Annotated in this window: 23 protein-coding genes; 9 read left to right on the top strand and 14 right to left on the bottom strand. The window is 61.0% G+C overall.

Going from position 1 to position 19,760, the window contains the following annotated elements:
- The first annotated feature begins 51 nt into the window (after positions 1-51).
- Both MU846_RS03510 and MU846_RS03505 read left to right on the top strand, forming a co-directional pair.
- Positions 52-531 carry a glutathione peroxidase gene (locus MU846_RS03510; RefSeq protein ID WP_246948477.1) on the top strand — a complete coding sequence of 160 codons (480 nt, stop codon included), beginning with the start codon at positions 52-54 and terminating at the stop codon, positions 529-531.
- 44 nt (positions 532-575) lie between these two features.
- A complete protein-coding gene (locus MU846_RS03505; protein ID WP_246948476.1) occupies positions 576-1,241 on the top strand; it encodes a hypothetical protein in 666 nt (221 codons plus the stop codon).
- Positions 1,242-1,536: 295 nt separating this feature from the next.
- Here the strand turns inward: MU846_RS03505 and MU846_RS03500 are convergent, their stop codons facing one another.
- From MU846_RS03500 to MU846_RS03485, 4 genes are read right to left on the bottom strand one after another with little or no spacing between them, the layout of a single operon-like run.
- Positions 1,537-3,237, bottom strand: coding sequence for a SulP family inorganic anion transporter (locus MU846_RS03500; protein WP_246948475.1), 1,701 nt, complete (start codon positions 3,235-3,237; stop codon positions 1,537-1,539).
- A gap of 3 nt (positions 3,238-3,240) precedes the next feature.
- Positions 3,241-3,672: a DUF6691 family protein gene (locus MU846_RS03495; protein ID WP_246948473.1), complete on the bottom strand. Its 432-nt coding sequence runs from the start codon at positions 3,670-3,672 to the stop codon at positions 3,241-3,243.
- A 2-nt stretch (positions 3,673-3,674) separates the two neighbouring features.
- Positions 3,675-4,112, bottom strand: coding sequence for a YeeE/YedE family protein (locus MU846_RS03490; protein WP_246948471.1), 438 nt, complete (start codon positions 4,110-4,112; stop codon positions 3,675-3,677).
- On the bottom strand, positions 4,099-4,437 hold the full coding sequence (locus MU846_RS03485) for an ArsR/SmtB family transcription factor (RefSeq protein ID WP_246948468.1): 339 nt from the start codon (positions 4,435-4,437) through the stop codon (positions 4,099-4,101). Before MU846_RS03485 ends, MU846_RS03490 begins: the two co-directional genes overlap by 14 nt.
- A 118-nt stretch (positions 4,438-4,555) precedes the next feature.
- On the opposite strand from MU846_RS03485, the gene MU846_RS03480 reads away from it, so the two are divergent.
- Positions 4,556-5,434: an MBL fold metallo-hydrolase gene (locus MU846_RS03480; RefSeq protein WP_246948464.1), complete on the top strand. Its 879-nt coding sequence runs from the start codon at positions 4,556-4,558 to the stop codon at positions 5,432-5,434.
- Here the strand turns inward: MU846_RS03480 and MU846_RS03475 are convergent.
- Positions 5,429-6,073, bottom strand: coding sequence for a carboxymuconolactone decarboxylase family protein (locus tag MU846_RS03475; protein ID WP_246948462.1), 645 nt, complete (start codon positions 6,071-6,073; stop codon positions 5,429-5,431). The two genes, MU846_RS03480 and MU846_RS03475, sit on opposite strands and share 6 nt — an antisense overlap.
- Positions 6,074-6,145: 72 nt before the next feature.
- Positions 6,146-7,252: an AraC family transcriptional regulator gene (locus tag MU846_RS03470; protein ID WP_246948460.1), complete on the bottom strand. Its 1,107-nt coding sequence runs from the start codon at positions 7,250-7,252 to the stop codon at positions 6,146-6,148.
- Between the two features lie 175 nt (positions 7,253-7,427).
- On the opposite strand from MU846_RS03470, the gene MU846_RS03465 reads away from it, so the two are divergent.
- Positions 7,428-8,288: an SDR family oxidoreductase gene (locus MU846_RS03465; protein WP_246948459.1), complete on the top strand. Its 861-nt coding sequence runs from the start codon at positions 7,428-7,430 to the stop codon at positions 8,286-8,288.
- A gap of 38 nt (positions 8,289-8,326) precedes the next feature.
- On the opposite strand, the gene MU846_RS03460 is transcribed toward MU846_RS03465, so the two are convergent.
- Genes MU846_RS03460 through MU846_RS03450 form a run of 3 tightly spaced genes read right to left on the bottom strand, consistent with a single transcriptional unit; the run spans position 8,327 to position 11,687 of the window.
- Positions 8,327-9,883, bottom strand: coding sequence for a flavin-containing monooxygenase (locus MU846_RS03460; protein ID WP_306799236.1), 1,557 nt, complete (start codon positions 9,881-9,883; stop codon positions 8,327-8,329).
- A gap of 33 nt (positions 9,884-9,916) precedes the next feature.
- The gene (locus tag MU846_RS03455; protein WP_246948452.1) at positions 9,917-10,843 is read right to left on the bottom strand and encodes a ferritin-like domain-containing protein; all 927 of its coding nucleotides are present in this window, start codon (positions 10,841-10,843) and stop codon (positions 9,917-9,919) included.
- A 13-nt stretch (positions 10,844-10,856) separates the two neighbouring features.
- The gene (locus MU846_RS03450; protein WP_246948450.1) at positions 10,857-11,687 is read right to left on the bottom strand and encodes an SDR family NAD(P)-dependent oxidoreductase; all 831 of its coding nucleotides are present in this window, start codon (positions 11,685-11,687) and stop codon (positions 10,857-10,859) included.
- Positions 11,688-11,856: 169 nt separating this feature from the next.
- Between MU846_RS03450 and MU846_RS03445 the strand changes: the two genes are divergently transcribed.
- On the top strand, positions 11,857-12,483 hold the full coding sequence (locus MU846_RS03445) for a TetR/AcrR family transcriptional regulator (RefSeq protein WP_246948448.1): 627 nt from the start codon (positions 11,857-11,859) through the stop codon (positions 12,481-12,483).
- Positions 12,484-12,547: 64 nt separating this feature from the next.
- On the opposite strand, the gene trhA is transcribed toward MU846_RS03445, so the two are convergent.
- Both trhA and MU846_RS03435 read right to left on the bottom strand, forming a co-directional pair.
- Positions 12,548-13,204 (bottom strand): PAQR family membrane homeostasis protein TrhA, encoded by a 657-nt coding sequence (gene trhA / locus MU846_RS03440; protein ID WP_246948446.1) that lies wholly within the window; start codon positions 13,202-13,204, stop codon positions 12,548-12,550.
- 94 nt (positions 13,205-13,298) lie between these two features.
- Positions 13,299-13,583: a hypothetical protein gene (locus MU846_RS03435; RefSeq protein WP_246948445.1), complete on the bottom strand. Its 285-nt coding sequence runs from the start codon at positions 13,581-13,583 to the stop codon at positions 13,299-13,301.
- Positions 13,584-13,753: 170 nt separating this feature from the next.
- Here MU846_RS03435 and MU846_RS03430 point away from each other — a divergent pair, with 170 nt between their 5' ends.
- The 4 genes from MU846_RS03430 (at position 13,754) to tpx (ending at position 16,145) form a co-directional block, all read left to right on the top strand.
- On the top strand, positions 13,754-14,158 hold the full coding sequence (locus MU846_RS03430; RefSeq protein WP_246948444.1) for a helix-turn-helix domain-containing protein: 405 nt from the start codon (positions 13,754-13,756) through the stop codon (positions 14,156-14,158).
- A gap of 116 nt (positions 14,159-14,274) precedes the next feature.
- Positions 14,275-14,667 carry a hypothetical protein gene (locus MU846_RS03425; RefSeq protein ID WP_246948443.1) on the top strand — a complete coding sequence of 131 codons (393 nt, stop codon included), beginning with the start codon at positions 14,275-14,277 and terminating at the stop codon, positions 14,665-14,667.
- Positions 14,668-14,745: 78 nt separating this feature from the next.
- Positions 14,746-15,543 carry a crotonase/enoyl-CoA hydratase family protein gene (locus tag MU846_RS03420; RefSeq protein ID WP_246948442.1) on the top strand — a complete coding sequence of 266 codons (798 nt, stop codon included), beginning with the start codon at positions 14,746-14,748 and terminating at the stop codon, positions 15,541-15,543.
- Between the two features lie 101 nt (positions 15,544-15,644).
- A complete protein-coding gene (tpx, locus tag MU846_RS03415; protein WP_246948441.1) occupies positions 15,645-16,145 on the top strand; it encodes a thiol peroxidase in 501 nt (166 codons plus the stop codon).
- A 47-nt stretch (positions 16,146-16,192) separates the two neighbouring features.
- On the opposite strand, the gene mscL is transcribed toward tpx, so the two are convergent.
- From mscL to MU846_RS03400, 3 genes are all read right to left on the bottom strand, one after another.
- Positions 16,193-16,627 carry a large conductance mechanosensitive channel protein MscL gene (gene mscL, locus MU846_RS03410; protein ID WP_246948440.1) on the bottom strand — a complete coding sequence of 145 codons (435 nt, stop codon included), beginning with the start codon at positions 16,625-16,627 and terminating at the stop codon, positions 16,193-16,195.
- Positions 16,628-16,841: 214 nt separating this feature from the next.
- Positions 16,842-18,413, bottom strand: coding sequence for a TerC family protein (locus MU846_RS03405; RefSeq protein WP_246948438.1), 1,572 nt, complete (start codon positions 18,411-18,413; stop codon positions 16,842-16,844).
- Between the two features lie 603 nt (positions 18,414-19,016).
- Positions 19,017-19,745 (bottom strand): DUF1428 domain-containing protein, encoded by a 729-nt coding sequence (locus MU846_RS03400; protein WP_246948435.1) that lies wholly within the window; start codon positions 19,743-19,745, stop codon positions 19,017-19,019.
- Positions 19,746-19,760 lie beyond the last annotated feature (15 nt).

Here is a 19,760-nt window from a genome sequence, read left to right as displayed (position 1 = left end):
CACTCCTTGAAGATCAATTCACCAGCACAGCCTCTAGCGGAGCAACATAGCATGGCAGCCTTGTACGATTTTTCCGCCACCACCCTGCAAGGGGAACAGCGCAACCTGAGCGATTACCAGGGCAAGGTACTGTTGATCGTGAACACCGCCAGCAAGTGCGGTTTCACGCCGCAGTACAAGGGCTTGCAAGCGTTATATGAAAAATACCGCGACCAGGGGCTGGAGATCCTCGGCTTTCCGTGTGACCAGTTCGGCCATCAGGAACCGGGTGATGAAGCGCAGATCAGTGAATTCTGTGAAGTCAATTACGGGGTGCGCTTCCCGATGTTCGCCAAGGTGGAAGTAAACGGCAGCGCAGCCCATCCGCTTTATCAACATTTGAAAAAAGCGGCACCCGGCCTGCTGGGCAGCAAGGCCATCAAATGGAATTTCACCAAGTTTCTGGTCGGCCGGGACGGCAAGGTGGTGAAGCGCTACGCCCCCACCGACAAGCCGGAATCGTTGGCAACGGATATCGAGAACCTGCTGTAAGCCGCGCCCCTAGAGACCGCACCGGCAAGCTGAGGGAGACAGCGATGCACTGCAAGGGAATCATGATCGGGATCGCCTGGCTGATGTCGGCAGCAGCCTTTGCGCAAGAACATGCCGTGCCTGGCGACGAGTGGGCCGCCATGCAAGCGACGGTGGATGAAGGCGCCCGCCAGGCACAGCGCTGGCAATATCTTTGGGGGACAGGCTATGCGGCGGCCGCTACCTTCTACGCCGTGGAAGCCGATCGCGCCAGCGATGCGGATGATCGCTACGATGCCCGCGTCAGCGCCGTGAAATCGCTGCTGGGGCTGGCGGATGTGCTGTTGTTTCCGCAGCCGCATCGGCGAGCGCAGCGTGAGTTTGCCGAACTGCGTGCAACCGGAGACGTGGCGGCAGCACGCGCACGCATCGCCAACCTCGCAGCGGAGGAGCAGTATCGTCGCCGCCTTGGTGCCCGCACCGGGCCGCTGCTGGTTAACCTCGCCGGTGGGCTGCTGATCGCGTTTGACGATGATCGCGCTGGGGACGGTGCCCTCAATTTTGCAACCGGTATGCTGGTTTCAGAACTGCGCATACGCACCCAATCCACTGCCGCATCACGTTACCAGGCCGCCCCGAGCTTCACCCTTCGCGCTGGTGGCGCCCGCCTGCCAGTGCAGTACCGATGGTGGCTGACCCCGCAAATGGCATCGGTGCAGCTGCGCTTCTGAACGCTCCGCCCGGCTGCTTCGTACTCGGACGCTGTAGAAAAGGATCGTCCGGTCAAGATACGGACCACTTCAGTCGGCGGCAATTTGCCACCTTCGTTGCTGTCCAGAATCATCAGGCCATTTCACAACCAGCTCTCGCTCCAGCGCGCACAAAACCACTCCTTCCCCCCCCCCTTGTTGGGACAAGCGCAGCGCAGAACAGCCGCAGGTTGGCCCGGAGGGTGAGCAAAGCGAATAAGGGCTTGGCGAGAGGGGTCCAAGGCTCATGCGGAGCGCAGGCGGAAAATCTGGCACCTCATTTCCCGCCCAGCTTCACCTCCGCTTCAAACGCACTAAGGAAGGGTGCTGTGCTGAGCTGTTCGAGCAGATCAGATCGCTTCAACTGATCGAGCACCATGCCGCGTACCTCTGCCAGATGCAGCTTGATGCCACGGCCGGCCAGATCGTTATTCAACGAATGCAGCATTTCCAGTGCGGTGGCATCAATACGGCTGACGGACGACAGCAGCAACACCAGATGCTCGGCTGTGGGCTGGCTGCGCAGTGCCTGGCCGATCCGTTGCTCGACAGCTCGCACATTGCCGAAAAACAGTACTTCGTCGATGCGAAGAAAAAGCAGGTTGTCGTGTGTTTTCACTTCAAACCGCAGCACGTTACGAAAATGCTCGGTGCCGGGCACCCGGCCGACGACTGCAATATGTGGCCGGCTGGCCTGCCAGATGAGGGTAGCTAGCGACAGCCCGATGCCCAGCGCAATGCCCGCCTCGATCCCGAACACCAGCACGCCACCAAAAGTGCCCAGCCACGCCATGGCATCGGCGCGGTCGTAACGCCATGCGTGTCGCAAGGTGCGCAAATCAATCAGGCCGATGGCGGCGGAGATGATGATGGCGGAAAGCACGGCCAGCGGCAGGGTGCGAAAAATATCGGTGAACCACAGCAGCACGCAGGCGAGAGCCAATACCGTGAACAGATTGGCCAGCGGCGTGCGGGCACCGCTCTCCGCATTCACGGCGCTGCGGGAGAAACTGGCCGCCACCGGCATCGCACCGGAAAACGCACTGCCAAGATTGGCGGCGCCAAGGGCAAGCAGTTCCCGGTCGGCATCCACATTTTGATCTCCCCGCAGCCGCTGGGCGATGGAGATGTTTTCCACGAAGCCGATCAGCGCCACCACCAGCGCCGGCAGCAACAGCGAGCGTAGCAACGGCAGATCTACCGCCGGCCATGCCAGCGAGGGTAGCCCCGATGGCAGCGCGCCGACCACCGGCAGCAAGCCATGCCACTGGCGCACATGCACCAGCGCAACAGCCAGCAACACCAGCAGCATCGGCATCAGCCGGCTCAGCAACAGGGCATGTGGGGGCCGCAGGCCAAGCGCATGCAGCAAGCGCGGCAGCCCGCGCCGCGACAACAGCAGCACTAGCAAGCTGCCGCCGCCGAGCGCTGCTACCAATGGCGTGGCGCTGCCCAGCTGTGCAGCGATATCGAACAGTTGCAGCGCGCCGCTGCGGGTACTGGTGGCAAGGCCCAACAGCGGCGGCAGCTGGCTCAGAATGATCAGCACCCCCGCGCCGGAAATGAAGCCACTGGCGACCGGGTGCGAGAGCAACTGCGCTAGCACGCCCAGGCGCAACAGCCCGAACAGCATCAGCAGCCCGCCCGAGAGCAACGCCAGCACGGCCGCCGCGACGATATATTCCATGCTTCCCGGCATCGCCAATGGCGCCAGCGCAGACGCCGTGACCACGCCCAGCACCGCTACCGGGCCGACGGCCAGCGCCGGCTGGCCGCCGAACACCGCATAAAGCGCCAGCGGCAGCAGGCTCGCGTAGAGGCCAAGGTAAGGTGGCAGCCCGGCCAGCGCGGCATAGGCCAGCGCCTGCGGCACGGTGAGCATCAATGCCATGCTGGCAGCGAGCAGGTCACCGGCGAAAATGTCGCGCCGATACTGACGTAACCAGGCTGGCAGGCGGCGATATAGGGAAGGCACCATGTGTCAAGCGGCCCGGGCAGGTGGACGTTCGAGTAATTCGAACCATGCCATGCCGGCCAGCATGGCGGCTACAAAAACTGCCGCCTTGAGTTCGCCGGCCCCCAGCGCCACCAGCGCCGGGCCGGGGCAGAACCCGGCCAGCCCCCAACCGATGCCGAAGCCCAGGCCGCCGAGCACCAGGCGGCGGTCGATATCGCCTTTGCCAGGCAGGCGCATCGGTTCTGCCAGCAGTGAGTGCTGGCGCCGGCTGGCGAGGCGGAAAGCTACCATGGCTACGGCGATGGCGCCGACCATGACCAGCGCCAGGGACGGGTCCCAGGCGCCTGCCAGATCAAGAAAGCCCAACACCTTGGCCGGGTTGGCCATGCCAGAGAGAATCAGCCCCAGGCCGAACAACAGCCCGGCAAGAAACGATGCAGTGACAGAACGGGACATGATCAGCCTCCGATCAGATGGCGGACAACAAAGACGGTGGCGAAACCGCTGCACATGAACGCCAGCGTGGCCACGAGTGAACGGGGCGACAGTCGTGACAGGCCACACACACCATGGCCACTGGTGCAGCCCGCGCCGTAGCGGACACTGATGCCGACCAGCAGCCCGGCGACGATCAGCACCGGAAAGCCGGCGTCGATCCGGATAGCCGGCAGGGCAGAGACGGTTGCCCAGAGCAGCGGCGCGAGCATCAATCCGGCGGTAAACGCCAGCCGCCAGCTGATGTCGCCGTGAACGGGCCTGAGCAGCCCGCCGACGATGCCGGAAATACCGGCAATCCGGCCGTTGAGTAAAATCAGCATGGCGGCAGCCAGCCCGATGAAGATACCGCCGGCAAGGCTGCTGGCGGGGGTAAAGGCAGCCAAATCAAGCTGTAGCATCGGCGGTTTCCTCGGCGGGTGCACAAAACAGGCCGTAAAGTGTTTGCAGCAGGCTCAGTACGCGTGTGTCTGCGATCCGGTAAAACACGTGCTTGCCTTCGCGGCGCGTGGCCACCAGGCCCTCGCGGCGCAGCACACCCAGCTGTTGCGACAGGCTGGGTTGCTGAATGCTCAGGCGCGCTTCCAGATCACTGACGCATAACTCCTCCTGGCTGAGCAGGCATAGCAGCAGTAGCCGATCCTGATGGGCCAGGGAGCGCAGCATTAGGGTCGCGTCGCCCGCGGCGGCGCGCATTTTTATCAGGTCGAACGTCGGGTCTGGCATGGATCGAATCTGCTCTGAAGGAGTTGCCGACAATATTATATTGAAATACATTATATGTAAATATATATTGTCTCCTGGCCTCTACATTCACCCACGTGTAACGGGCAAGGAGAAAACCATGCAAGCAATCTCGGCTGGCCGCCCCCAGGTGGCGCCATTTCTGGATCCGGATTCCGAAACCTGGAGCTATGTGGTCTATGACCACACGGGCGGCCATGCCGCAGTGATCGATCCGGTGCTGGATTTCGATCACGCCTCTGGCCGCACCGCCACCACTGGCGCCCAGCGTCTGGTGGATTTCGTGCGGACGCAGCAATTGACGGTCGACTGGATTCTGGAAACACACGCCCACGCGGACCATCTTTCCGCCGCGCCCTTTGTGCAGCAGGCGCTGGGCGGGCGCATTGCCATCGGCGAGCCGATTCAGCAGGTACAAGCCATTTTTCGCGACGTGTTCAATCTGGGGGAGGACTTTCCCTGTGACGGCAGCCAATTCGACCATCTGTTCAGCCCTGGCGATACTTTTCAGATCGGCGAACTCACCGGGCAGGTGATTCACTCCCCCGGCCACACACCAGCGGACATGGCCTGGCTGATCGGCGATGCGCTGTTTGTCGGCGATACCCTCTTTATGCCGGATGTAGGCACGGCCCGCTGTGATTTCCCCGGTGGTGATGCGCAGCAGCTGTATCGCTCGATTCAGAATTTGCTGGCGTTACCCGGCGATACTCGCCTGTTCGTGTGCCACGATTACCCGCCCGCTGGCCGCGAGCACCAGTGCGAAACCACCGTGGCGGCGCAAAAAAAGGGCAATATTCATGTGCAGGACGGCATCAGCGAGGCAGCTTTTGTCACCATGCGCAATGAACGCGATGCCACACTGGCCATGCCCAGGCTGATTCTGCCGTCGGTCCAGATCAATATCCGCGCCGGCCAGATGCCGCCGGCGGAGGGTAACGGTGTGGTGTACCTCAAGCTGCCGGTGAACCGGCTATAGCGATTGCTCGGGTTGCTGCACCAGATGAGCCACGCGTGCATGAAACTGTTGCAGGTTTTCTTCCATGCGCGGCTCCAGCATCAGGCCGGCGCTGAGCAGCACACCGGCCAGCATCCGGTAGTGCCCGGCGAGCATCATGATCTCCAGCATCAGGCTGTCCGAGTGCTGTTTTTTCAGGGCACGCCAGGTGTCGTCACTGAGGCAGTCGCGGTGATACAGGTCGTCGCACGCCTGTATCAGGGGCCGCAGTGCCGGGTCGTCAAAAGCATCGGGGCCACGCGTGACGGCGACCAGCTCGCGATCGCTGACGCCGGCTCGCTCGGCCAACTCCACATGCTGACCCCACTCATAACGGCAGCGGCATAGCCACGCGATGCGCAGGATCATCAGTTCCCGTGCTGGTGCCGGCAATTTGCCCCAGGGCATCAGCCGCGAGGCAAAGAACAGCCAGCCCCAGAACAGCCGTGGGTTGTGATGTAGCAGCGGGAATACATTCGGCAGTTCTGGCCGCCCGAACAGCCGCGACACCCGGCCGACGGTGCGAAACAGTACGCCGCGCTGAGCGACAGTCTGTGGCGTCAGCCGAGGCTGTGAAGGCTCGGCCCAGCCGCCGGGCGGGTACAGAAGATCAGCGGACATCGTGTGGTGCTCCTTTCTCTTTATGCGCTGGTAGCGCTGTTGTTGCTATTCTCGCAATGCCTTTTTTTCTTTTCATGGGGTTTTGGCTGCGGAGCCAGTGCCTGGCACTGCATTGTCATCGCTCGCGCTGTCGGGGCGCCCTTCGGCTGAGCGATGGTTGGAAGGCGTTGCCCCCGTGCGGCGGCGAAACCAGCGCGTGAAGGATTGCGCCGAGCCGAAACCCAGTGCTACGGCAATGTCTGCATGGGTTGTGTCCGTGGTGGTGAGCAGCGTGCGTGCGCGTTCCAGGCGCGCATCGTCCAACAGCGCCTGATAACTGCTTCCCTCACTTGCCAGCCGACGATGCAAGGTGCGCCCGCTCAGGCCCAACTGAGCAGCGATGCTGTCTCGGCTGGGCGGTTGGTGCGGCAACGTCTGCTGGATCAGATGCCGCACGTCTGCGGTCAGTGTGCGCGGCGCCTGAGCAGCCGCACGTTGGCCCAGCTCGGTGCGTGCGTGTTGTTCCAGCATTTCGCGCAGGGAGGTATCACCATGGGGCAGGCGCTCACGTAACAGTCTCGCCGGCAGCACCACGCAAGCGGCGTCCTGGCGGAAATAAACAGCGCAACGAAACAGCGCCTGATAGCTGGCATGAAGCTGCTCGCCACCGGGGCGCTCATGAGGAAAGTGCACCGCTAGCGGCACATCTGGCTGGCCCGGCAAGAGCAGACGCACCAGCGTGACAAAGGCACCCATCACATACTCGCGGGCGTGGCGCTGAAACAGGGGGCCGCCGACGTGACATTGCCAGCAGACGTGTACCTGACCGGGCGCCAGATTGACCGACGTAGTGCCGATATTGCTGAGCAGGCCGTTATAGCGCGTCAGCGTATCCAGCACATCACTGAAGCGGTCGCAGGTTTGCACCAGATGGCCGATCACGCCAAAGGTGGCCGGCTGGATATTGCTGGCCAGATGCAGGCCCAGCAAAGGATCGCGATAGTGTTGGCTGGCGTGCTCAAGCAGCTGTTCCAGCGCACTGACAGGGATGCTGCCGGCGCTGTCTGCCAACTGGCCCCGATGCAACCCCGCCTGCTGTAACAGCGCTGCCATGCCCAGACCGGCACTTTCCCCGCGTGCCACGATGTGCTGCAAATGCCGGGCCGATACCCAGCCGTTGTCGCGGTCGAATTCGTCCATGCAGATCTACCAGGCTGATAAACAGACGTAGGGGCGAGTATTGCACGAATACGGCCACGGGGAAGCGGCTGGCCGTATCGGCTACCCCGGTTGGCCGCAACGGCTACTGCGGCTGGCCGCCATCTGCGTAATCATGAGCGCATCGTACATTCATGCCCGCATGGGGAGTCACGTCATGGCAACACACACTTTCGAGGGGCAGCGGTGCCTGGTAACGGGGGCGGCCAGCGGCATTGGCCGCGCGGTAGCAGAGGCGCTGGGGGCCGAAGGCGCGCTGTTGTGCCTGACGGATATCAACGAGCAGGCGCTGGCGGAAACGGTTTCCGGCCTGCGCGCCAGTGGTGCCACTGTGCTGGCGGCGCAAGCGATGGATATTGCCGATGCGGATGCAGTGCTGGCGTTTGCCGAGGCAGTGCACGCAGAGCACGGCAGCATGGATGCGCTATTGAATATTGCCGGGATATCCATCTGGGGCACCGTCGAGCAGCTCGAGCTGGATCACTGGCGCCGGCTGATCAATATCAACCTGATGGGGCCGGTGCACGTGATGCACGCTTTCCTGCCACCCATGATCGCCGCCGGCCGTGGTGGCCATCTGATCAATGTATCCTCCGCAGCGGGGTTGTTCGGGTTGCCGTGGCATGCGGCCTATAGCGCGACCAAGTTCGGTTTGCGTGGTATTTCCGAGGTGCTGCGATTTGATCTGCGCGCGCACGGCATTCATGTGGGGCTGGTGTGCCCCGGCGGTGTGGATACCGGGCTGGTGCGGACAATCGAAATCGTTGGTGTGGATCGCGATGATCCGGAAGTACAGCGGCTGACGAGCCGCTTCCAGCGCCATGCCGTCACACCGGAGCGCGCCGCGCAGGCGATTCTGCGCGGCATGCGGCGCCGTAAATACATGATCTTCACATCGCCGGATATTCGCATCGGCTACTGGTGGCAACGTAAATTCGCGCCGCCGTATGAGTGGGCGATGCGGCTGCTGAATGCGTATGTGACCCGGGCGGCAAACAAGCAACGCAAAAAAGTCTGATACGGCACACGGCCCCGGGGTGCGGGGCCGTTTTTTATTCAGCCTCCCGCCATCGGTGTACGCCGATAATCAGCTTCATCCAGCGTGCGCATCTGCAAGGCATACTGAGTAGCGAAGCCGGGATACATAGTGACGTTGTGGCCGTCCTCGGTCAGATACCAGCTTTTGCAGCCCGAGTTCCAGTTGGTGTTGGCCAGTCGCGCCTGAATCGCTTTGTTGTGCGCCGCCTGTGCATCGGCTTTCACGTCCAGCATTTTCAGATCTTCATCAAGGATTTTCTGGATACCGCGCACGGCGTAATCCAGTTGCGATTCCATGTAGACCAGCGCGGAATTATGGCCTGGCCCGGAGTTCGGGCCAAAGGTCAGGAACAGGTTTGGATAACCCGCCACATTGATGCTTTTGTAAGCCTGTGCGCCGCGCGCCCATTCGTCATGCAGGGCGCGACCACCCAGCCCGGTGATGGGGAAGGGCGTGCCGGTTTTGCAGACATCGAAGCCGGTGGCAAACACGATGCAATCGAACTGGTGCTCGATGCCTTCGGCGGTGCGGATGCCTTGCTCGGAAAGCCGGTCGATCGGCCAGGTGACCAGCTTGCAGTTGGGTTGCTGCAAGGCCGGGTAGTAATCATTGGAAAGCAGCACGCGCTTGCAACCGATACGAAAATCCGGCGTCAGCTGGCGGCGCAGCCAGCGATCTTTTACCTGGCGGCGCAAATGCAGGCGCCCGATACGCTCGGCAATGCGCGTTAACGGCGAGTTCCAGATGACAGCCAGCGCCATGGATTCATGAGTGACATAGAGTGCTTTGCGCAGCGCATCCTGGGTGCCGGGGAACTTGCGAAACAGCGCCTTGTTCCATTCCGGTGTTTCAAAGTCCGGCCGCGGAAGCACCCACCCTGGTGTGCGTTGAAATACCTTCACAAAGCCGGCCTGCTTTACAAGCTCGGGGATGATCTGCACAGCGCTGGCGCCAGTGCCAATGACCGCTACACGCTTGTTGCTGAAATCATAATCGTGATCCCAGCGTGCGCTGTGAATCGTGTGGCCTTTGTATTTTTCCAAGCCCGCTATATCGGGAAAGATGGCATTGGAAAGCGGGCCTTGCGCCATCACCACGGCACGCGCGCGGACAGTGTCGCCGCCTTCTATAGAGGCATGCCAAAGGCCGGCATTTTCATCGAAGTTCAATCCGGTAACGTTCTGTTTGAAGCGGATGTAGGGCGCGAGATTGAAGTGCGATACCAGATAGTGAATGTAATCCAGAATCTCGCCACTGCCCGAAAAGCTGCGTGACCAGTTCGGGTTCTGGGCAAACGAATAGGAATAAAGATTCGACGGGATATCGCAGGCGGCGCCTGGGTAGCGGTTATCGCGCCAGGTGCCGCCGACTGCGTCGGCGCGCTCCAGAATAACGATGTCGCGGATGCCTGCCTGTTGCAATTGGATAGCCATGCCCAGCCCGGCAAAGCCGGCCCCGATGATCAGAACCGAAACGGGCTTTGCAACTGCTTTGACGCTCGGTCTTTTTACCGGGGCTTTTCGGGTGCCGCCTGTTTTGGCCGGCTTCTTTGCCGAAGGTGAAGGGGTGTTCATTTATCTATTCCTGTCAATATACGGAGCGCTGCGTCAGGCTGCGGGGCGGTAGGTCAGCTCTTTGACCCAGCTTGGCACGGCAGGCAGAGCACGCCTTGGAATGTATTGCGTGACTTTCACCAGTGCGTCCACGGGAGCATGGTAAAAGCGGTTGTTGCGATTGATGACAAAGCGGCCATGGCGGCTGATGATCTGGAACCACGGATTGCGCCGGCCATCGGCGGTGCGGCCACCGATCTTCTCGAACTTGCGCATGGCGTTATAGAGCTTTTCTTCCGGCAGGCCCATTTCCATGATGTTGTCACGCATCTTGTTCAGCAGCGGGAAGTAGGACGCGATGCCGAGTATCAGCCGCGGGTCCAGCAGCGGGGCTACCATCTGAGTGAGCTGGATGAAGGTTTTGCTGCGCCCCTGCATTTCCATCACGGTGAAGCCGACACCAAGGTGGCGTGATTCGTCGTCGTTGATTTTCTGGAACGCGGCATGACAAACCGGGTCGTCGACGGTTTCCAGCAGGAAGCTGCACAGCGCACCGTCCAGTGCAACTTCCAGCATCGGCACGACCGTGCCCAGCACATAAACAGGCATTTCATCGGCATAGCGATCCAGCCATTCGATCACCAGCCGCAAGTTGATGTTCGGCTCGGGAATTTCATCGCCGTCGAGCATGCCCCAGCGTTTCATCAGTGCCATTTCGGCATTGGCGTGGCGCTGCTCCTCGGCGTGGAAATAAGTGTAGATCTCACGCAGCGTTTCTGTTGGTGCTTTTTTTGCCATCGCTGCAAATGCACGGGCGCCGACATGCTCGATCCACATCAGATCGGCCATGAAGGCTTTCAGCTTGGGCCACTGCTCATCGGTAATCAGATCGGCACCGGGCGCATCCCAGTCAATATCCGCCAGCGCCCATTGGCTGCTCTTGATCTTTACGAGCATTTTGTCGAGGTCGATGGAAGCCATGAAGTGCTCCTGTTCAGAATCGGGAGGAAGCCAGGCGATTGAGCAGCCCGGCGCCGCGGGTGTAGGTGCCCGGAACAAAGCGCTTCATGCGCCAGATGGTGCGTGCGTCCAGTTGCGGCAGAACATAAAGCTGATTGCGATCCAGCGCGTTGAGGGTGGTACGGGCGACGCGCTCCGCAGAGATGCCCGTCCACTTCAGCAGATTGTTGGCAAACTGCGAGGTGTTGGCTGAAATACGGCCGTCGCGGGTGATGTTGGTTTTCACGAAGGTGGGGCACAGGGCGGTGACATGAATGCCGGTGCCGCTCATCTCTGCTGCCAGCGTTTCCGACAATGCCAGCACCGCAGCCTTGCTGGTGTTGTACGGGCCCATCAGCGGCGCGGCGGCAAAGCTGGCAGTGGAGCAGACATTTATGATGCCGCCACGGCCATGCGCTCGCAGTTTCGGTGCAAACACATGGCAGCCGTGGATCACGCCCCACAGGTTTACGCCCAGCACCCATTGCCAGTCGTCCATTGGCGTCGCGCCGATTACCTGACCGCCCGCACCGACCCCGGCATTGTTGATGACGATCTCGGGCGTGTGGCCGAGCCATTGTTCAGCGCTGGCCGCCAGTTGCTCCACTTGTTCGAGTTGCGATACATCGCAGGCCACGGCCAGCGCCTGGCCGCCTGCTGCGGTGATCGCCGCAGCGGTCTGCTCGGCAGTGGCCAGCTTGATATCGGCGCATACCACGCGCGTGCCCCGGCGTGCCAGCTCCAGTGCAAAGGCGGCGCCGATACCGGAACCAGCGCCGGTTACCACAGCGCTGGTGCAATGAGTCAGTTTGTTCTTTCTGAGCATAAGGGTGTTGCCTGTCGCTAAGGGGGTTGCGGCCTGGGTGTGTTGCGTAGACCATGACATTGGCTGATGTCACGATATTCCGACCAATTGTTCGGATTCAATTCGGATACCCCTTTGCCGTGCTGTGGCAAGGGATAGACGGCACATGCCGGATACAGGAAAACAGGTTATGGCCAGAAAACCGCAGCAGCGCCGCTCCCGGGAGACAGTGAGGGCAATTGTAGAGGCGGGCTTCATCTCGCTTGCACGGCACGGCATGGAAGGCACCACCACGCGCCACATCGCCGAGATAGCGGGTATCGGTGTGGGCTCCTTGTATGAGTATTTCACCAACAAGGAAGCGGTATTCGATGCCATCTACCAGTACGCGGTGAAGGATATTGTCGAGGTTATCCGCCCGCTGACCCCGCAGTTGGTGACGATGGAAATCCGCGAGGCGGTGATCACCCTGCTGCGTGCTTTTCGGGGCTGGTTACTGCGCGATGACAGCCGTTATCTCAGTTATGTCAGCTACACCGTGCATATGGCACACCGCGATAACCTGGAGCCGATCAACAAGATGTTGATGGAGCTGGTGGTGCAGTACGTCATGCATCATCCGCGCCTGCTGCAATTGCCGGATTTGCCCACCAAGTCGTACATCATCATCAACGGTGGCATTTTCACCATTATCCGACATCTGGGTGAGGCGAATCCGATAATTACCTTCGACCAGCTGGTGGATGGCCTGGGTGATATGGTCGCGTATATGGTGGAAGGCGCGCTGCGTGATCTGGAACGAGCTGAACAGCGCTGACGGGCGGCAGTTGTAACAGCTGGAGCGCTGGTCATGATACGGCGCAGTGCGTCTTTCAATCAGCTCAGCTCAGCACGCCCGGCTGGTGGGGCAGCACCCCGTAGAACACGGCCAGAAAGTGGCACACACTGCCGCCCACCACAAACAGGTGCCAGATCGCGTGGTTGAAAGGGATCAGGTGCACCAGATAGAAAATGACGCCGAAGGTATAAGTGATCCCACCAGCTAACAGCAGCCAGAAGCCCGTGCTGTTCAGCCGTGCCAACAGCTCGCCGGAGGCGAACATCACCAGCCAGCCCATCAACAGATAGATGCCCACCCGCAGGATCTTGTAGCGGTGGCCGAACACCAGCTTGAGCACAACGCCAAGCAGCGCCAGGCTCCAGATGACCCCGAATAGCGTCCAGCCCACCGGGCCGCGCATATTGACCAGTAGAAACGGCGTGTAGGTGCCGGCGATCAGGATGAAGATGGCGCAATGATCCAGCATCTTGAAGATCGCCCGCAGGCGCGGATCACGAAAGCCGTGATACAGCGTGGAGGAGAGATACAGCAGCGCCAGGCTGAAGCCGAAAATGCTGAAGCTGACTATTTTCCAGGGATCACCCAGCTGCACAGCCATTGCCACCAGCAGCACCGTGCCGCCGATACTCAGCGCTGCGCCGATGCCGTGGGTGAGGCTGTTGATGATTTCTTCGGTCGGTGAATAAACGTCTTCCACGCTTGGCTTCCGCTGAAGATGGTCAGGCAGCCTAGCCTAGCACCGGGCTGGCAACGGGGAAACCTGACCGGGCGGCTGCGCGTGGGCGAATGGCTCAGAGCGGGTGGCCGGGGTCGATACACAGTCGCCGCTGCTGAAAAGGATCAAGCGCTTCCAATTGGGCCAATAGTGGGCGCAAGCCAGCGCGATCCAGGCTTTCTACGACAACATACAGGCGCGAGATCGGCAGCGTGCGGCCGCGGCTGCCGGCGAACAGAGACAGCTCCTTGCAATCCCAGATCTTGAGCGTGTGACCGGTAGCTCGACAATGCGCATAAATCATCCAGTATTTCTTCAGGTGTGATTCGGCCAATTGAGCAGGGCTTTCGAGCAGATTCATAAAGCGGTTCGCCGGGCATCAAGGCGCAAGTGAGAGGGCAGTAAGCCGAGCAATGATATCATATTGATATCGCTTTTTCCGTCGCCAGGTTAAGGCTCGCATGTTCCTGTTCCCCGTGCGTTAGCTGGGAGATATCTTTTTTCGCCATTTTTTGTATTTTCTGGTGGCATATGCGCATGGTGCGCGGGCGCGTCTATTCGCACAATTCAACCATGAAAATTGGCGCGGTCCTCAAGCTCAGGCGTGACGAGCGCGGAGAGACGCTGGAAGAGGTGGCTTATCGGGCCGGTACCGACGCCAGCAACCTCTCGCGGATCGAGCGCGGCACGCAACAACCTTCGGTGGGTTTGCTGGAGGCGCTTGCCCGTGCGTTGGAAACACGCGTTTCCGAGTTGTACCTGGAAGTTGAGCGCACCCAGCATCTGCCCACTCCCCCACATAACCGCTCGACGGGTGAGCTGGCCCGATTACAACGCCATATCAAAGAATTGACGCCCGCTAATCGTCAGCTGGTGGTAGAATTCTGCAAGTTGCTCAAGCGCTTGCAGCGCACGAGTGAGGCGTCAGAAGATTAAGCGGGTCTGTCCGGGTTGCATATTCGCCAATTTGTCTCTGGCGAATATGCATGGTGCGCCAATCTCTCTTTTCTCATAATAGGATTTTTTCTGGCAGTGAGAGAGGTTGCCTGATCATGTCTTATTCCGTCTTAGAGAACCGCGTTTTTACCCAGCCTTTATCGTCGGCCCCTCAGCCGCCAACCACACAAGCGCTGCGCGCTGTGGCCCTGCGTGCGCACCGCCAGGCTGCGGGTGGTGAGCCCGGGCCGGGCCATTGGCGGCCTTCCGGCGCCTTGTTGGCAATGCTGCGCGAGCTCTTGCTGACGAGCGCGACGCACTATCCTGCGGCAGAGGCGTTTGCACCACCGGCACGCTTTGGCGTCCGCGAGCCGGATGAGCCCGGGTTTAGCGAACAGCTGATGCAGATGGAAGCGGATTTCGTGGAGCTGTCCGAGGCGCATCGCGAACTGGTGATCGAGTTCATGAAGCTGCTACGCCATCAGGCGTCAGGCCAACTCGACGATTGACCGCCGGCTTGCTGCACGCGAGCGCCCGTCATGTGCAATCATGGCGGGCCTCGAACCCTGTAGTTTCAAGGAGCAGTGATGGCCGCAGCACCCGCCTCGGTTCTTTATCAGCCCCGCCCGCCCGTGTGTGTGATTACCCTCGACCGGCCACTGGCGCGTAACGCCGTAGATGGCCCGACGGCTGCCGCGCTGGCCGCAGCCTTTCGGCAATTCGACGAAGATGACAGCCTCAGTGTGGCGATTCTCACCGGCGCGGGCGGTCACTTTTGCGCAGGCGCTGATCTCAAGGCAGTCGCCAGCGGCGATCCTGTGCGGATGAACCGCCTGGCGGCCGACGGCGACGGGCCGATGGGCCCCAGTCGCATGCAATTGAGCAAGCCGGTCATCGCAGCCATCGATGGTTATTGTGTGGCTGGCGGCTTGGAGCTGGCCTTGTGGTGTGATCTGCGTGTGGCCACCGAAGAAGCGGTATTCGGCGTGTTCTGCCGGCGCTTCGGCGTGCCGCTGATTGATGGCGGCACGGTACGCCTGCCACGCTTGATCGGCCAGAGCAGAGCGATGGATCTGATTTTGACGGGCCGCTCGGTAGCGGCAAGCGAAGCGCTGGCGATCGGCCTGGTCAATCGTGTGGTGCCTGCTGCGCAATTGTTGTCGGCCGCTGAAGCGCTGGCGCGCCAGATAGCTGCTTTCCCGCAAGCCTGCCTGCGTGGTGACCGCGCCAGTGTGCTTGAGCAGTGGGGGCTTGATGAAGCCAGCGCACTGCGCAATGAGTTCGAACACGGGCGACGCACATTGGCCTCGGGGGAGACCGCCGCTGGTGCCGGGCGCTTCGAGTCGGGTGCCGGCCGGCATGGGCAATTCGGTGAAACGGAGTGAGCCGGCCGATAGCCGGCGCAAAATGATCAGCCGGGGCTTGCCAGCCGGGTACCGCTGCCTCAATGTCGTAGCCCCTCCACTACGTCTTTAAGGAGTATGTTATGGCTCAGGTTACGTTCAAGGGCACCCCGGTGCCGGTGGGCGGCAGCTTCCCGGAAACCGGCAAGCCAGCGCCTGCATTCACACTGACCGCCCAGGATCTTGGTGAAAAGACACTCGCGGACTATCAGGGCAAGCGCAAGGTGCTCAACATCGTTCCCAGCGTCGATACCGGCGTGTGCGCCACGTCCACACGTAAATTCAATGAGCGGGCTGGCGGCCTGGATAACACTGTTGTGTTGGTGATTTCCGCCGATCTGCCATTCGCTGCGGCACGTTTCTGTGGCGCAGAGGGACTGGAAAATGTGGTCACCTTATCGACCTTTCGTCACCCCGAATTCGCCCGCGATTATGGCGTAGCGCTTGAAGGTGGCCCGCTGGCCGGCTTGTGTACACGCGCTGTGGTGGTGATTGACGAACACGACAAAGTGATCCACACGGAGCTGGTGGACGAAATCGGTGATGAGCCGGATTACGAGGGCGCACTGAACGCCCTGAGCTGATGCAGAGGGCGGCAGCACCCGTGATGGCACGGGTGCTGCGGATCGGGTCAGGATTTGCGGAGGCTGTCGCGAATCTCGCGCAATAGCACCACCTCTTCAGGGGTAGGCGCCGGGGCTTCAGGCGCTGCTTCTTCAACTGCTTGCTGACGCTTCAATCGGTTGATCGTTCTTACCAGCAGGAAAACGGCGAAAGCTACGATCAAAAAACTCACCAGCTGATTGATAAAGATACCGTAATTGATGCTCACTGCGCCGGCTGCTTGTGCTTCCGCCAGCGTAGTGAATTCACCTTCGCCGCTGAGCACGATAAACAGATCAGTAAAATCCACGCCGCCAAGCAGCAGGCCGATCGGAGGCATGATGATATCCGCCACCAGGCTCGACACGATAGTGCCAAAAGCGCCGCCGATGATGATACCGACGGCCATATCCACGACGTTACCTTTGACAGCAAATTCCCTGAATTCTTTCATCATGCCCATGTGAGCTCCTTGGTGTATCTGTTCGAGTGCTGTGCTGTTTTACCCGAGATCGCCGGGCGGGGTTATGCATGGAGAATCATAGCGGGGAGCGTGCAGGCTCGCGAGTGTACTTTTGTTGTTGGCGTTGCCAGAATGAAAAAACTTCTGTGCCTTCCCGTGCGCACCGTGGGCACGAAAAAAGCCCGCGCCCACCGCCCACGAGAATAAAGATGGCTCAGGATGTGGTGGAGCCCTGCGGCGCGGCGAGGTCAGTGATGCGCACCTTGCCGATACTGCGCTTGTCCAGCGAGATCACTTCAAACCGGAGCCCTTGCGCTTCCAGCACCTCGCCGGGCCGGGGCAGGTGGCCCAGTTGCGCCAGAATATAGCCGCCGAGCGTGGCATAGCGATTCGCCTCGTCCACCAGATTGTGCTCCAGGGTGCCGCTGAGCTGGCGCACGTCGACAAAACCGTCCACCAGCCAGCTGCCGTCTTCCTGCTTTTGCACCATGCCGGCTTCTTCGTTCATGTCGGGAAATTCGCCTGCTATTGCCTCCAGAATATCGGTCGGCGTTGCGATGCCTTCCAGCGCGCCGTATTCATCCACGATCATCGCCATTTGCACGGGAGAGCGGCGTAATTGTTCCATGACCCGCAGCACGTCGGTGGTTTCGTGCACTACCACCGGCTGGCGTGTGGCCCGCGCCCAATTGATGCCGCCGGTATCGATCAGCTGGTGCAGCAGCTCCTTGGTAATGGCAACCCCGACAAAATTATCGACCTGTTCGCGAGCGAGAATGACACGGGTATGGGTGATCTTGCGGATCGCCGCGTAAAGTGTTTCCGCCTCATCGTCTAGATTCAGCCATTCCAGCTCATTGCGCGGCGACATGATGGAACGCACCGGGCGTGCGCCGAGATCCAGCACCCCGCGGATCATTTCTTTTTCCTCGGCGCTGAACAGCGTGCCCTGTGCTGCCTGCACTGCGATCACATCCACGGTTTCGCCCAAGGGCGCTTCTTCATCGGCGCGGCCACCAAGCATGCGCAGCACCGCTTCGGCAGTGCGCTCACGCATGTTGCCCATGGTAATCTGGCGTTCCCGGTTACGCCGCCCGAGCTGGTTGGCGGCCTCGACCAATACCGAGAAGCCGATGGCGGCATACAGATAGCCTTTGGGAATGTGGAAGCCGAAGCCCTCCACCACCAGCGAGAAGCCGATCATCAGCAAAAAGCCCAGGCACAGAATCACGACCGTGGGGTGGCGCGACACAAAGGCCATCAGCGGGCCCGAGGCCAGCATCATGACCGCCATTGCCACACAAACCGCCGTGACCATGACCCACAACTGATCCACCATGCCGACGGCTGTAATCACGCTGTCCAGCGAAAACACCGCATCCAGCACCATGATCTGCACGATCACCTGCCAGAACACGGCATGAACCACTTTCCCCTGTTTCGGCTTCTGCGCGCCCTCCAGGCGCTCATGCAGCTCCATGGTGCCCTTGGCGAGCAAGAACACCCCGCCAAGGATCAGCAGAATGTCGCGGCCCGAGAAAGAGAAATCAGCGATGCTGAACAGCGGGCGTGTCAGTGTCACGATCCAGGAGATCGAAAACAGCAAGGCGATGCGCATCAGCAGCGCCAGCGAAAGCCCGACGACGCGAGCCTTGTTGCGCTGATGGGGCGGCAGCTTGTCGGCCAGGATCGCAATAAACACCAGGTTGTCGATGCCAAGCACGATTTCCAGTGCCACCAGCGTCAGCAAGCCGATCCAGATATTCGGGTCTGCGATAAATTCCATGATCAGTAACCTGGTTTGCCCGGCGCGTGCACGGCCAGCGGCGCCGTTGCGGCGGGCCGTATGCGGGGTAACGGGAAAAGGGGGAAAGCGTGGATGGCGCGCAGGCGTCGCGTTACCGTAGGGGGCGGCTCGTCTGCGCTGCCTATACTGTTACAGTCGCCGTCTTCGGGCATGGCATTGTGGCCTGAAAGATAAGACCGCTGGACACTAACACAGCTGCCGAAACCGGGGAAGAACTTGCGATGCCGGAACAGGGAGAGCCGACAGGGCGGCCGGGCCGAGAGAGCGGCCGCCCTGTCGGCGGGGCCTGACCAGATGACGGCGATCATCGAGACTGGAAACCAGCACCGCGCAGGCGATTCTCCCCGGCCGCGCCCACGAGGGTGTCGCACACTCACTCCGGCGCCAGCTCCGGCCCTGCCCCGAATGACATCGCCAGATTTGTCATCAGCAGCGCTCGTATATCGCTAGCGCGTCGTAGGCGGACGTTTTTCGGTGGGCCATTGGCAGATCGGGACTTGTGCAAGACCCACGAAACGCCCCTGGCGCCTGCTCCGGGCAGCAGGGCCCCAGGAAGGGCGTGGTCCGACTGCTCGACGGCTGCTAGGCTCGAAAGGCCGAATCGAAAATCGGCTCGAAGCCTCCCCACATCATGCGCATGCCATCAAACGGCATTTCCGGGAAAGACTGGCCCGCCATCTCGGCCTCCATCGCTTGTGCGGCAGCATCGCAGGTGGCTTTGTCGGGCCAGAGCGTCCAGCTGAACACCGGAATCTCGCTGGCTTCGGCCTTGCTGGCGCGATAAAAATCTGTCTGCGCACCATGCGGCACATCGACGCCCCACGCCTCCACCGTGCCGAGGCAGCCACGGGGCTTGAACGCGCCCTCCCATGCTTGCCGGGCGATATCGATATACGCAGCCCGATTCTGCGCCGGCACCGCCAGAACGAATCCCTGGATATAGCCCGCCGGGTGATCGGTGCCGGCCGTAAAAACGGGTTCGAACCCACCATAGATCATGCGGCTGCCATCAAACGGCATGGCTGGCAAGCTGTTCATGGCCGCGTCTGCCTGCATTTTTTGCCACGCTGCGTCGGCAGCGGGCCTGTCTTGCCACTCGATCCAGGAAAAGACGACAGTTTCGCCGTCCTGCGCCTGCACTGCCTGGTAGAGATCCGTGACCTTGCCCCGAGAGATATCAACGCCCCAGCCTTCTACCATGCGCAGGGCACCATAGCGCTGGAACACCGCCCAGGCGGCGCTGGCGTGGCTGAGGTATTGCTGCTTGTTGGCCGTGGGCACGGCTAGCAAGGAACTGGTGTAGTACGTCATGGTGGGAGCTCCTTT

It is taken from the genome of Alcanivorax quisquiliarum (assembly GCF_023051175.1).
Lineage (GTDB): Bacteria > Pseudomonadota > Gammaproteobacteria > Pseudomonadales > Alcanivoracaceae > Isoalcanivorax > Isoalcanivorax quisquiliarum.
This window is presented reverse-complemented; position numbering and strand designations above follow the sequence as displayed.

Excerpts from the sequence above, each read along its gene's own strand:
- MU846_RS03510 (WP_246948477.1), top strand. The coding sequence starts at position 52 with ATGGCAGCCTTGTACGATTTTTCCGCCACCACCCTGCAAGGGGAACAG.
- tpx (WP_246948441.1), top strand. The coding sequence starts at position 15,645 with ATGGCTCAGGTTACGTTCAAGGGCACCCCGGTGCCGGTGGGCGGCAGC.
- MU846_RS03435 (WP_246948445.1), bottom strand. The coding sequence starts at position 13,583 with ATGAATCTGCTCGAAAGCCCTGCTCAATTGGCCGAATCACACCTGAAG.
- MU846_RS03475 (WP_246948462.1), bottom strand. The coding sequence starts at position 6,073 with ATGTCCGCTGATCTTCTGTACCCGCCCGGCGGCTGGGCCGAGCCTTCA.
- MU846_RS03455 (WP_246948452.1), bottom strand. The coding sequence starts at position 10,843 with ATGGCTTCCATCGACCTCGACAAAATGCTCGTAAAGATCAAGAGCAGC.
- MU846_RS03430 (WP_246948444.1), top strand. The coding sequence starts at position 13,754 with ATGCGCATGGTGCGCGGGCGCGTCTATTCGCACAATTCAACCATGAAA.
- MU846_RS03500 (WP_246948475.1), bottom strand. The coding sequence starts at position 3,237 with ATGGTGCCTTCCCTATATCGCCGCCTGCCAGCCTGGTTACGTCAGTAT.
- MU846_RS03505 (WP_246948476.1), top strand. The coding sequence starts at position 576 with ATGCACTGCAAGGGAATCATGATCGGGATCGCCTGGCTGATGTCGGCA.
- MU846_RS03425 (WP_246948443.1), top strand. The coding sequence starts at position 14,275 with ATGTCTTATTCCGTCTTAGAGAACCGCGTTTTTACCCAGCCTTTATCG.
- MU846_RS03420 (WP_246948442.1), top strand. The coding sequence starts at position 14,746 with ATGGCCGCAGCACCCGCCTCGGTTCTTTATCAGCCCCGCCCGCCCGTG.
- MU846_RS03450 (WP_246948450.1), bottom strand. The coding sequence starts at position 11,687 with ATGCTCAGAAAGAACAAACTGACTCATTGCACCAGCGCTGTGGTAACC.
- MU846_RS03485 (WP_246948468.1), bottom strand. The coding sequence starts at position 4,437 with ATGCCAGACCCGACGTTCGACCTGATAAAAATGCGCGCCGCCGCGGGC.
- MU846_RS03445 (WP_246948448.1), top strand. The coding sequence starts at position 11,857 with ATGGCCAGAAAACCGCAGCAGCGCCGCTCCCGGGAGACAGTGAGGGCA.
- MU846_RS03460 (WP_306799236.1), bottom strand. The coding sequence starts at position 9,883 with ATGAACACCCCTTCACCTTCGGCAAAGAAGCCGGCCAAAACAGGCGGC.
- MU846_RS03495 (WP_246948473.1), bottom strand. The coding sequence starts at position 3,672 with ATGTCCCGTTCTGTCACTGCATCGTTTCTTGCCGGGCTGTTGTTCGGC.
- MU846_RS03465 (WP_246948459.1), top strand. The coding sequence starts at position 7,428 with ATGGCAACACACACTTTCGAGGGGCAGCGGTGCCTGGTAACGGGGGCG.
- MU846_RS03400 (WP_246948435.1), bottom strand. The coding sequence starts at position 19,745 with ATGACGTACTACACCAGTTCCTTGCTAGCCGTGCCCACGGCCAACAAG.
- MU846_RS03470 (WP_246948460.1), bottom strand. The coding sequence starts at position 7,252 with ATGGACGAATTCGACCGCGACAACGGCTGGGTATCGGCCCGGCATTTG.
- MU846_RS03405 (WP_246948438.1), bottom strand. The coding sequence starts at position 18,413 with ATGGAATTTATCGCAGACCCGAATATCTGGATCGGCTTGCTGACGCTG.
- MU846_RS03490 (WP_246948471.1), bottom strand. The coding sequence starts at position 4,112 with ATGCTACAGCTTGATTTGGCTGCCTTTACCCCCGCCAGCAGCCTTGCC.
- mscL (WP_246948440.1), bottom strand. The coding sequence starts at position 16,627 with ATGGGCATGATGAAAGAATTCAGGGAATTTGCTGTCAAAGGTAACGTC.
- MU846_RS03480 (WP_246948464.1), top strand. The coding sequence starts at position 4,556 with ATGCAAGCAATCTCGGCTGGCCGCCCCCAGGTGGCGCCATTTCTGGAT.